14 protein-coding genes are annotated in these 10,551 nt (G+C 43.6%); 7 read left to right on the forward strand and 7 right to left on the reverse strand.

Annotated elements, in window-relative coordinates; translation table 11 throughout:
• From K1X76_12520 to K1X76_12530, 3 genes are all read right to left on the reverse strand, one after another.
• Window positions 1–184 (reverse strand): hypothetical protein (locus tag K1X76_12520; protein MBX7149887.1); only part of this gene is annotated, 184 nt, incomplete at its 3' end.
• Complete coding sequence (locus K1X76_12525) at window positions 181–621, reverse strand: hypothetical protein (protein MBX7149888.1); 441 nt, start codon at window positions 619–621, stop codon at window positions 181–183. The genes K1X76_12525 and K1X76_12520, both read right to left, overlap by 4 nt.
• Complete coding sequence (locus tag K1X76_12530) at window positions 609–1,157, reverse strand: hypothetical protein (GenBank protein MBX7149889.1); 549 nt, start codon at window positions 1,155–1,157, stop codon at window positions 609–611. The genes K1X76_12525 and K1X76_12530 overlap by 13 nt, the downstream gene beginning before the upstream one ends.
• A gap of 394 nt (window positions 1,158–1,551) precedes the next feature.
• Between K1X76_12530 and K1X76_12535 the strand changes: the two genes are divergently transcribed.
• From K1X76_12535 to K1X76_12565, 7 genes are all read left to right on the forward strand, one after another.
• Window positions 1,552–1,872: an HNH endonuclease gene (locus tag K1X76_12535; protein ID MBX7149890.1), complete on the forward strand. Its 321-nt coding sequence runs from the start codon at window positions 1,552–1,554 to the stop codon at window positions 1,870–1,872.
• 154 nt (window positions 1,873–2,026) lie between these two features.
• Window positions 2,027–2,764, forward strand: a complete 738-nt coding sequence (locus K1X76_12540) for a hypothetical protein (protein ID MBX7149891.1) — start codon at window positions 2,027–2,029, stop codon at window positions 2,762–2,764.
• A gap of 69 nt (window positions 2,765–2,833) precedes the next feature.
• Window positions 2,834–3,121 (forward strand): hypothetical protein, encoded by a 288-nt coding sequence (locus K1X76_12545; protein MBX7149892.1) that lies wholly within the window; start codon window positions 2,834–2,836, stop codon window positions 3,119–3,121.
• A gap of 104 nt (window positions 3,122–3,225) precedes the next feature.
• Window positions 3,226–3,444 carry a hypothetical protein gene (locus tag K1X76_12550; GenBank protein ID MBX7149893.1) on the forward strand — a complete coding sequence of 73 codons (219 nt, stop codon included), beginning with the start codon at window positions 3,226–3,228 and terminating at the stop codon, window positions 3,442–3,444.
• Window positions 3,444–4,700, forward strand: a complete 1,257-nt coding sequence (locus K1X76_12555) for a TolC family protein (protein MBX7149894.1) — start codon at window positions 3,444–3,446, stop codon at window positions 4,698–4,700. The genes K1X76_12550 and K1X76_12555 overlap by 1 nt, the downstream gene beginning before the upstream one ends.
• Window positions 4,701–4,715: 15 nt before the next feature.
• On the forward strand, window positions 4,716–7,850 hold the full coding sequence (locus K1X76_12560) for a CusA/CzcA family heavy metal efflux RND transporter (protein MBX7149895.1): 3,135 nt from the start codon (window positions 4,716–4,718) through the stop codon (window positions 7,848–7,850).
• The gene (locus K1X76_12565; protein ID MBX7149896.1) at window positions 7,847–8,455 is read left to right on the forward strand and encodes a cation transporter; all 609 of its coding nucleotides are present in this window, start codon (window positions 7,847–7,849) and stop codon (window positions 8,453–8,455) included. The genes K1X76_12560 and K1X76_12565 overlap by 4 nt, the downstream gene beginning before the upstream one ends.
• Here the strand turns inward: K1X76_12565 and K1X76_12570 are convergent.
• Genes K1X76_12570 through K1X76_12585 form a run of 4 tightly spaced genes read right to left on the reverse strand, consistent with a single transcriptional unit; the run spans window position 8,452 to window position 10,259 of the window.
• The gene (locus K1X76_12570; GenBank protein ID MBX7149897.1) at window positions 8,452–8,865 is read right to left on the reverse strand and encodes an arsenate reductase ArsC; all 414 of its coding nucleotides are present in this window, start codon (window positions 8,863–8,865) and stop codon (window positions 8,452–8,454) included. The genes K1X76_12565 and K1X76_12570 overlap by 4 nt on opposite strands.
• Entirely contained in the window at window positions 8,841–9,269 is a 429-nt protein-coding gene (locus K1X76_12575) for an arsenate reductase ArsC (GenBank protein ID MBX7149898.1), read from the reverse strand. The genes K1X76_12570 and K1X76_12575 overlap by 25 nt, the downstream gene beginning before the upstream one ends.
• Window positions 9,266–9,961, reverse strand: coding sequence for an aquaporin family protein (locus tag K1X76_12580; GenBank protein ID MBX7149899.1), 696 nt, complete (start codon window positions 9,959–9,961; stop codon window positions 9,266–9,268). Before K1X76_12580 ends, K1X76_12575 begins: the two co-directional genes overlap by 4 nt.
• Complete coding sequence (locus K1X76_12585) at window positions 9,915–10,259, reverse strand: metalloregulator ArsR/SmtB family transcription factor (protein MBX7149900.1); 345 nt, start codon at window positions 10,257–10,259, stop codon at window positions 9,915–9,917. Before K1X76_12585 ends, K1X76_12580 begins: the two co-directional genes overlap by 47 nt.
• Between the last annotated feature and the right edge of the window lie 292 nt (window positions 10,260–10,551).

Consider the following 10,551-nt stretch of genomic DNA (forward strand, 5'->3'; position numbering starts at 1 on the left):
AGCGTTTGATTTCTTTTTCGGCGGAGTATGCACCGACAAGAGCAATATAAACCGGCATCATCCCACCGGGCATGTCGAACTTTTCCTTTAAAATAAAATCAACCAGCATCAGGCCGATGTAGGTAATGGTGTAAAGAGTCAAAAGAGGAGAAAGCACGTCTTTAAATTTTTCTTTCCAGTTCATAATTTCCCCTCCTTAGCGTCATTCAAAATCTTTTGTGCGTTTTCCAAAGTTAAAATCTGCAAATCCACCAGCTTCTGCAGTGTCCGCGCTCCCAGCACCACCAGATTAATCCCGGCAATCTTAGTGCCTCCGGCTTTGCCAGCCTCATCAAAAGCAGTTTTCTTTTCTTCTTCCGTCACCGCACCAGCCTTAAGCATCCCGCTCCAAAGCGCGTCATAATTTGTGTATACCAATGTCCCACCCGTCAGATCAGTCAGAATTGTCCCACTTGTCAGAGATGCCTTGTCCTTAAAAGACGATTCATTCACAACCCGCATCGTCTCGTTAAAAACTTTATCCACACAATAACCACCATCCACAAAACCACATTCTTCGGCCTTCGCCGTCCATGCGGTTACCAGCATTGCGCACAGCAAAATGTATTTCACAAAGCGCATGCCAATCCTTTCAATCCTTCCACTTTTCCTTCTTTCTGCTTCCCAGCAATACGAATTTTGGTTTCGCACAGCTTGGCCGGACTGCCTGTTACTTCAAAGCTCAGAGGAGCAAAGGCATCTTTAGGAAACTGCTTTAAATTTACAAAATAACTCCCGTTATTCCAGCTCGCACTTTCCGGCTGATAAATTCTTAGCTCGCTATCATTAGGTTGCTTTATTGATAGGTCATTTACAAAACGGATATCTAAACGCACATCTTCTTCCGGGCCTCGGCCTTCGTTAGTTACTTGTACGACATATTCACTGATTAGCGGTTGAGTGGCAGGCTGGTAATCGATTAAAAGGCTTCCTACTTGGGTGGGGATGGCTTTTTTGAGCTCAACGCTATTGTAAAACTGTCGGACGGTAATTTGCGGGGATTTATCTTGTATCCAATAACCTATTAACAGCAGAAACAAGCCGCTACCAAATATTGTTCCCAGTCCTTTAACGACCTGCTGTTTACTTATTTTTTTCTGCGAACCTTTTGAAGCCATAATCAGGAGCGTATCTTGAACCGCTCATAGGTAAAATTGCAAACTGTTTTTTTGTGATGACAAATGCAACACAGTTGTCGGACAAGACCAAACTTTTTTTAAAAAAATGAAATATTTTCATTGAAAATCTATAAGGGATAGCTCTACTATCATCATACACTCGGGGATGTGACCCTGAGTACTCGTCCACCTGCAAAGCTCTTGGCCGCCTGGAAACGGGGAAAGTTGCTAGAGGAGTTGCGTAGGCGTAGGGCACTAAATAAAGCAGGTTTCTACGAGCTACCTTGTTTAGACTCAACTAACTTAAAGTTCCTAATTGTTATTGGTCGTGGTGTGCCCTTAATGCGTACCGCGTCTTTTAACGATAAGGCACTCGTCTAATTAAAGGAGATATATGTTGTTTAACAGAACACCAAACACAAAACGTGATGGCGCGAATTTTACATCATCAGAAATTGAAGCTGTATGGCAAAAAGGCGAAATAGTACGCGGGTACGACCCTGCCAAAATTAGAAGGGATGTCTGCGGCGCATTTATTCATAGGGATAAATACGGCGATCGGACGCATAATGGTAATGGCTGGGAAATAGATCATATCCTGCCAGTTGCAAAGGGTGGAGGGGATGAATTAACGAATTTGCAACCATTACAATGGCAGAACAATCGCCATAAGGGAGATAATATTAACTGGACCTGCGCGGTTAGAGCCGCTTAAAAATATAATTGTCCGGTACCAATTAAATTGGTACCGGACATTATTTCTTTATATGTTTCAAATACGAAAAATTGCTGACGAAGGTAGCTCCGAACCTTATTATGCCAGATTGTGGTGCGGTATACTGGAATTACGAGATCATGCGTTACGGGCCATGACTCAATCAAATACTATTGATGCAGAGCGGACCATTTTCGATAATAATTATAAGCCAATTCTCGATGCTTTAGATAGCGTAAGGCTTGCCCAAAAAAATATCTTAAACTTACTTATCGCTCATAAGGATAAAATTGAAGCAGGAAAAATTGTTACATTTCAAAGGAACGGATTTCAAATTTCTGAAAGTATTGATTCCACTCTATCAAAAGAATTTTCATCGTTTATAAATAATGCAACTATTGCTTATAGAGAAACTCAAAAAATTACTAAATATTTTGGAGTAGATATTGGCTTTTTATATCAAAAAGATTCTCAATTTAATAAAGGGATTGAGAATCTTGTGAATCAAAAAAATTATGAATTAGCAAATTATCTTAAACAAGTTCGTCTTATATGGGCACAAAATCTTGTAGATTCAAGAAATGCTCAAGAGCATAGCGGATGGACTTTCCCCAATATGCAGTATATTTTAGGCGCATCTAAATTAGCTGTTCAGGAACCAACCTTTGACCAGAAACCCTTAAGTAAATACCTTCCTTTTATTTCTAATCATTTATTAAACTTTGTAGAAGACTTAATTACTTATTCATTTAAACAAGCATTACTCTCTCCTATGATTATTGTTGAAATTCCTCTTACAGAAAGAAATCCCGATATTCCTATGAGATTTCGGGTTTATCTTGAAAATCAAGGCATACCAAAATGGGAAATGTCTTTTTCTTCAATTTTTTAAAATAGGCAAACTCTCACATTTCTAAATTTTAGTTTGCATAATCTCCTAATTTCCCCTTATTATGCCCAGATGTTGCGTTTTCGGTCTATTTTGCCTTTTTTAAGCTTCTTTCTTTTCCTTAGCTTTGCCACAGCTTTAACGGAAGAATTTTTCCATTGTCCCGGCGAATCCGAATCAGCCTCTTCCTGCAACGAGCAATGTTGTGCCCCGTGTGCAACCCTGCATACCATGGCGTTTCCGCAATATGTTGTTGTTTTAAATCGGCAGCAACCAACAGCCGCCGCCGTTTATTTTTCTTCTTTCATTTTTACGGGAGAAATTTTCCCCACCCGCATCGAACGTCCTCCTATCGCTTAAGCTGCATCGATTATTTCTTAGTATTTATTTTTACCGTTACATTCCGGGGCTACCTTTTTGGCTAGCTTCTTTAGTTGTATCCTTAATACTCTTAGGAGAATTTTATGAAAATAAAAATTATATTTTTAGGTATTTTATGTCTACTGGTTTCAGGTGTAGCAAACGCCAAACAAAAAAAACAAAAAACAATAGACACTTCCGAAACGACACAACAAGAACCTGGGGATACGCTTCAACAAGACAAACCGATCATGTGCTATACACATACAAAAAAGTGGCATCCTTGTCCGGTTCAACCGAAAAATAAAAAGGAGAAGTCATAATGAACCCTTTCCGATATTATTTTACGTCCATAGCATGTGTGGTGTTAACTTTTTTTTTACAAATTCAAACAAGTGAGGCTCAGGATGATATTTGTGCAACAGTTAAATCATCACAGGATATTTTGAATTGTGCCGTCAGCCACCACCCCGAGGTTCAAATCGCCGAAGCGTCCTTAAAGCGTGATGAAGCACTCAAAAAAATAGCCAAGCAATTGCCCAATCCCGAGGTAGAAACTAAAGTTCTCTCCGGACACAGTAATTCCGATTCGGTGGTCAATACCGAAATCAATATCAGTCAAAATATCGAATTGGGAGGTAAACGCAAAAATCGCATCAAACAAGCCAAAGCTACGGCTGGCTTTACGCAGGCACAGGTTTTGGAATCCAAAGAGTTGACAGCGCTCAATACGGTTTTAGCCCTTTACCGCTTGCGGCAAATCCGCTCCGAAATGGTTGCCATTAATGAAGGCATCGGCACCTTTCAGCACACCATCGAACATTTCAAATCACGCCCCAAGTTGGCCCCCGAACAAGAAGTGTCCTCCACAGTTTTTAAATTATCATTAGATGATTTTAAAATTAAAAAGGCCCAACTTACGCAGGAACAAACGGAACTTCAAAAATTTTTGGAGCTAGCCACAAGTTTACCCATTTCTACAATCCAAAAATATCTCCCAACTTCCAAAAATAGCTGGCCTAAATTAAATGACGATACCGATACACTTCAAAATGCCGAGTTGGCCAAAGCTCAGGCCGATCAAGCCATCACCCAAGCCAATTTAAAGCTGGCCAAAAGCAATATATGGCCCGACTTTAAAGTGGGGCCTTCCTTTACCAACCAAACGGGAATTCCTGGAAACAACAAGGCCTCAGGGGTTAACGTCACATTAGCTCTTCCTATTTTCAGTTTTAATGGTGGCAATGTCAGTTATGCCAAACAGGATGCCTATCGTGCCAAGCTGGCTTATCAATTAACGGTTACTAAAAAAGAAAACGAACGCACACAGTTGCTTTCAACTTATCATTCCGCATTGCAATCCCTTGGCCGGATTCATTCAAATGGCGCCCTGCAAAACGAGCACAAAAATATGGAAAATTATTATGAAAACGGCCTTGTTTCCAGTTCGCTTGTTATTGAAACCCACCGCCAGATTTTTGAAGTTACTCAATCTCTTAATGCACAGGAGCTGACAGCTATTAATGCTCTCTGGCGGCTTTACATTCTGGACGGTACATGGGCCGGTGCAAAAATCTAATTTTGGAGAACTATTATGGTGAATAAAATTATTCAATTTTCAGTTAAAAACAAAAACCTTGTTTTGGTTTTCGCTTTTCTTTTCGTCATTGCCGGATGGTCTGCTTTTAAAAGGCTCTCCATCGACGCGCTTCCCGATATCACGAATACCCAGGTGGCGGTGAATACGTTGGTTGAGGGACTTGCGCCCGAGGAAACCGAACGCTACATCACCGTTCCCGTCGAAACGGCCATGAGCGGTATTGCGGGTGTCACTCATGTGCGTTCGCTTACCAAGTTCGGTTTGTCACAAGTGGTCATTAACTTTGAAGACGGTGTTGATATCTACAAAGCCCGGCAACAGGTTTCCGAACGTCTGCAATCCGTTATGGGTGATTTGCCCCCTGGAGCCCAGCCTCATCTGGGTCCTATTACAACAGGATTGGGGGAAATTTATTTTTACACCGTTGAAGCGGATCAAAGAGCCACCGGGGAAGAACGTATCCGGCAATTGATGGAGTTAAGAGCAGTTCAAGAATGGGTAGTGCGTCCTCGTTTAATGACGGTTAAAGGCGTGGCCAGCGTGGATACCAACGGCGGATATGAGAAGCAATATCATATTCAGCCTGATGTTGCCAAAATGGCCCAATTTGGTTTGGGTTTTGATGAAATTGAAATGGCCTTGGAAAAAAGCAACAAAAATGTGGGCGGCGGATACATTCAGCAGGAAGGTAAACAATTTTTAGTCCAGGCCATCGGGCTTTTTCAGACAGCGGATGACATCAAACGTGTTCCCATCAAATCGCTTGAAACCCTACAAACCATCACTATTGGAGACGTGGCACAAGTCTCTCTAGCGGCTCCCCTGCGTACAGGTGCCGCTCTGGTGGATGGGCAAGAAGCCATTATGGGAACGGCACTATTACTTTCGGGTGAAAACAGCCGGGAGGTTGCCGTTGCAGTGGATGAAAAAATTGAGGAGATTAAAAAAATCCTGCCACCCGGCATCCATATCGATACGCTTCATAACCGCTCCAAGCTGGTTAATGCTACGCTCAATACGGTTTTACATAACCTTATGATGGGAGCGGCACTCGTAGTGGTGATTTTACTCCTTCTGGTTGGCAATTTAAGAGCCGCCGCCGTAACAGCCGCGATAATTCCGCTTTCTCTTTTTTTCACTTTTCTCATGATGAACTGGCAAGGTATCTCGGGCAATTTGATGAGCTTGGGAGCCCTTGATTTTGGCATCATTGTGGATGCCGCTGTAATTGTGTTGGAAAATTGCGTGCGTAAAATTCACGACCGCACTCATTCGCTGGGGCGCTCTCTCACCAAAACGGAACTGGATGAAACCATCACCTCAGCCACGATCGAAATGCGCGAAGCCTCGGGCTTTGGCCAGCTCATCATCTTGGCCGTCTTTTTGCCTATTTTTGCGCTAACGGGAATTGAAGGCAAAATGTTCAAGCCCATGGCAGCGACATTCAGTTTTGCCCTATTGGGCGCGCTCGTTTTTTCTTTTACCGTGGCTCCCGCTTTGGCAAGTCTTGTTCTACGAGGCAATATCAAGGACAAAGAACCCAAGCTCATGCGGTTTTTTAAAAAAATATACCAACCGGCCCTCCAAAAATCATTAGGTAATCGCCGGAATACACTCGTGCTGGCAGGATTATCGGTGGTTTTAGGCCTCATCCTTTTTATACGGATGGGATCCGAGTTTTTGCCCCAGCTTAATGAAGGCTCACAAGTTATCATGTTTGTGCGCGATGTAAATATCGGCATCGACAAGGCCATCACCATGCAGGAGCAATCGGAGGCAATTATCAAATCTTTTCCTGAAGTCAACAATACCTTCTCACGCTTAGGCACAGCCGAAGCCGCCACCGATCCCATGGGTATTCATCAGGCCGATACCTTTATCATGTTTAAAGATACGAAGGATTGGCCTAAAATTGACGAGCACAAGAGAACTAAAGATGAATTGGTAGAGGCTATGCTCGCCAAGCTCAATGAAAACGTGCCCGATCAGGAATCCATCTTAAGCCAACCCATCCAGATGCGGTTTAATGAACTATTGGAGGGTACACGCGCGGATATTTCGCTTAAAATTTTCAGCGATGATTTAAAAAGTCTTTTGGAAAATTCAGAAAAGGCCGAAGAGCTTCTCAAAGAAGTTCCTGGTGCGGGAGATGTAGAGGCCGAAATGTCCGATACCTCGCCGGTTCTTAAAATCAACCCTCATAACGAACAGTTATTGCAACTGGGAGTAGGGTCGGATGTGGTATTGGATGCCGTTAGCACGGCGGTGGGAGGAAAAGAAGCGGGTTTCCTTTTTGAGGGCGTACGCCGCTTTCCCATCATGATTCGATTAAGCGAGAAAGACCGTTCCGATCTGGAGACGCTTAAAAATATTCCCGTTGAAGTGGGGCCAAACCTTACACTCAAGCTCAAAGATCTGGCAGACATCCAATTTGACGAGGGTTTTGGCACGATCATCCGCGAAAATGGCAAACGCCGTGCGGCCGTTCTCATCAATCCTCGCGGACGAGATACTCAAAGCTTTGTTGAAGAAGCCAAAAAAACCCTGGATTCCCAGATTAAACTTTCCGAAGGTTCATATTTTGAATGGGGTGGGAACTTTAAAAACCTGGAGCAGGCCAGAGGCCGCCTCTTGGTTTTAACTCCCATCGTTTTGTGTCTCGTTTTCATGATGATTTATGCGGTCTTCCGCGATGTGCGCCAAACGCTACTTATTTTTAGCGGCATTCCATTGGCCCTGGTGGGTGGTGCTTTAGGGCTCGTTATTAACGGACTTACCTTCAGCATTTCGGCGGCCATAGGGTTCATCGCGCTTTCCGGCATCGCCATTTTAAATGGTGTCGTTTTGATCAGTTACTTTAACCAACTCAAATCCGAAGGTCATTCAGGCCGCGAACTCGTCTTGCGCGGCTCCATGTTGCGCTTACGCCCGGTATTGATGACGGCCCTCGTGGATATCTTTGGATTTTTACCCATGATGCTCTCGCATGGGATCGGATCGGAAGTGCAAAAACCTCTGGCTGCCGTTGTGATCGGAGGGATTATTTCTTCAACAATGTTGACACTGATTGTCTTGCCAACGGTTTATCTCATGCTAGAAGATCACCCTTTGAAAGGTCGTAGAGCATGAGTGCTACTTGCAATGACGGTTGTTCTTCCGGTGAGGCGCATTTATCAAAAACATACCGTAAAATTCTTTGGATTTGTTTTTTAGCCAATGCGCTTATGTTTTTTGTGCAGGCTATATCCAGCATGGCGGCATCATCCGCATCTCTTCTGGCAAATTCAGCCGATTTTCTAGCAGATGCCGTCAATTATGGGATTACTTTATTTGTTATTGCTGGAAGCGATGCTTCAAAACGTAAAGCTTCTACTATTAAAGGAGTATCTCTCGCCGTAACCGGCCTTTGGGCGGCTTTTGAAACCTTGCATCATGCCGTCAATCAAAAAATCCCCGAAGCGGATATTATGGGATGGGTCAGTTTAGTGGCACTAGGAGTGAATGTACTTTGCGCCTTACTGCTCTACAAATATCGCGAAGGAGATATCAATATGCGCTCCGTTTGGATTTGCAGTAGAAATGATGCTCTTGGCAATATTGCCGTCATGATTGCCGCTGTTGGAGTTTTTGCCACTGTCACTGTATGGCCCGATGTTATTGTCGCGGCAATTCTAGCGGGCCTTGCGTTACACGGGGCGTATCAGATTCTCAATCAGTCTTTGAGAAAAAATTAATCCCATTTTTCTTTTTTAATTAAGACCTCTACTTTTAAACGAATTTCATCGCGGATGATTTTTACTTCATCTAAAGGGAGTCCCTTTGGGTCTTTTAGCGGCCAGTCATCCCGTTTTAAACCCGGCACAACGGGGCATGCTTCCCCGCATCCCATCGTAATTAAAAGAGAGGCCGAGCGAGCCAGTTCATCGGTGAGTAATTGGGGCTTAGCCTGAGAGAGATCAACCCCTGCGTCTTTCATCACATCCATTACTACCGGATGAATACCAGTTCCCGGCTGTGTTCCAGCCGAAATTCCAATGGCTTTGGAAGGATTTGCCAACTGATTAAAAAACGCCGCCGCCATCTGCGAACGTCCTGCATTATGCACACAGGCAAAAAGAATTATTTTTTGATTTCCAGAAGCCATTCTTTAATCCTTTTTCTAATTTGGTCTCTTACAGATCTGAATTTTTCTAATATCTCCTCATTTGTGCCTTTAAAGGCGGATGGATCATCAAAAGGCCAAGATAAAACATGCAGTGTCCCCGGAAACAATCGGGGACATTCTGCACTCGTCTGATCGCATACACTAATAACATAGCGAAAAGTCATTTTTCCTAAAAAAGCATTTAGTCCTTTAGAGGATTGATTACGGATATCAATTCCAACCTCATCCATAACCTGAATAGCAAAAGGATGCACTTGTGTCGGGGTGAGTCCTGCACTGTAAATATTGAAATGATCGCCTACATCATGTTTAAGAAAGCCTTCCGCCATCTGGCTTCGTGCCGCATTATGAGTACACAAAACTAAAATATCATCTTTTCTCATAGCTCCTCTTCCTTTCCCAACCATCTAAATAAGATTGTTGCTAAGATTGCCGCCACCACTTGAGAAATAATAAACTGAGGAACATCTACAGGGCGAATACCCGAAAAAGTATCCGTAAACGAGCGCGCCAGCGTCACAGCGGGGTTTGCAAATGATGTGGACGAGGTAAACCAGTAAGCGGCGGTAATGTAGGCACCAACAGCAGAAGCAATAACCGGAATGCTGTAGCGTTTACACCCATGAATTACCGCTAATAAACCGAAGGTAGCAATGCCTTCACTCACCCATTGCGCACTTCCGGTACGGATGTGTTGTGAAACCATGATAATAGGTTGAGCAAACATAAAATGTGCGGCCCATACACCTATAAAAGCTCCTGTGATTTGCGACACAACATAAGCAAAGGCGCGTGATACTGATAATTCCCCGTTCATAACGGTTGATAATGTTACCACCGGATTAAAATGTGCCCCCGAAAGCGGTGCAAATATTAAAATGAGAGCTACTAATGCCGTACCGGTAGCAAGGCTATTGGCCAACAAGGCAATAGCCGTATTGCCGCCGGATAATTGCTCGCCCATAATGCCGGAACCCACGACGGTACAGAGTAAGAAAGCGGTTCCCAGAATTTCGGCCACTAAACTCTTAGCAACACCCACCTGATTTTTTGATTTTTCTGGCTTTACGTTCATCTTTATTCATGGCTGGAACGTCTTCAAAACACGACTTTAGGCATTCCAGCAGTTTTTTGTGAAAAGCACCCTTGGGTTTGGCTAAACTATAAAACATCCACAAACCGTTATTCCGCGTTTGCACCAGCAAGGCGCGCTTTAAATAAAGCAGATGACGCGAAACGGTTGGCTGAGGCAGTCCCAAGATAGTGACAATATCACCCACGCAAAGTTCCCCTTGTTGAAGGAGATTTAAAATACGCAAACGAGTCTCATCCGAAAAGGCACGAAACATTAAATTTACATTGGCTGTGGGCATTTATATATTCGCCTATACGAATATAGTTTTAGGTCTGTCAAGCGAGGAAAATCGAAGAAAACCTGGTCGTTATACTATCGCACAGTTTGCCAGAGCCCATTTAGGGCTCTGTTTGCCTGTTTGATTGGGGTTTAATGTAGGCCCAGGTTTAAGATTGAAAATTCGGAGGCGAGGAACGGGCGGGCCTGTTGCCCCGCGTTGCGGGGCAGGGAGCAAAAGACGTGACACTGAGCCAAGGCGAAGTGGCGCGGGTTTTGCGTCAGAACGGGTTATGCGCTGGGTTTATTTTCAA

The sequence above is a fragment of the bacterium genome (genome assembly GCA_019695305.1).
GTDB lineage: Bacteria > UBA10199 > UBA10199 > UBA10199 > JAIBAG01 > JAIBAG01.

Bases quoted from the DNA above. Each gene is read 5' to 3' on its own strand.
- K1X76_12575 (MBX7149898.1), bottom strand. From the start codon at position 9,269: ATGAGAAAAGATGATATTTTAGTTTTGTGTACTCATAATGCGGCACGA.
- K1X76_12565 (MBX7149896.1), top strand. From the start codon at position 7,847: ATGAGTGCTACTTGCAATGACGGTTGTTCTTCCGGTGAGGCGCATTTA.
- K1X76_12525 (MBX7149888.1), bottom strand. From the start codon at position 621: ATGCGCTTTGTGAAATACATTTTGCTGTGCGCAATGCTGGTAACCGCA.
- K1X76_12550 (MBX7149893.1), top strand. From the start codon at position 3,226: ATGAAAATAAAAATTATATTTTTAGGTATTTTATGTCTACTGGTTTCA.
- K1X76_12560 (MBX7149895.1), top strand. From the start codon at position 4,716: ATGGTGAATAAAATTATTCAATTTTCAGTTAAAAACAAAAACCTTGTT.
- K1X76_12535 (MBX7149890.1), top strand. From the start codon at position 1,552: ATGTTGTTTAACAGAACACCAAACACAAAACGTGATGGCGCGAATTTT.
- K1X76_12580 (MBX7149899.1), bottom strand. From the start codon at position 9,961: ATGAACGTAAAGCCAGAAAAATCAAAAAATCAGGTGGGTGTTGCTAAG.
- K1X76_12545 (MBX7149892.1), top strand. From the start codon at position 2,834: ATGTTGCGTTTTCGGTCTATTTTGCCTTTTTTAAGCTTCTTTCTTTTC.
- K1X76_12540 (MBX7149891.1), top strand. From the start codon at position 2,027: ATGACTCAATCAAATACTATTGATGCAGAGCGGACCATTTTCGATAAT.
- K1X76_12555 (MBX7149894.1), top strand. From the start codon at position 3,444: ATGAACCCTTTCCGATATTATTTTACGTCCATAGCATGTGTGGTGTTA.
- K1X76_12570 (MBX7149897.1), bottom strand. From the start codon at position 8,865: ATGGCTTCTGGAAATCAAAAAATAATTCTTTTTGCCTGTGTGCATAAT.
- K1X76_12585 (MBX7149900.1), bottom strand. From the start codon at position 10,259: ATGCCCACAGCCAATGTAAATTTAATGTTTCGTGCCTTTTCGGATGAG.
- K1X76_12530 (MBX7149889.1), bottom strand. From the start codon at position 1,157: ATGGCTTCAAAAGGTTCGCAGAAAAAAATAAGTAAACAGCAGGTCGTT.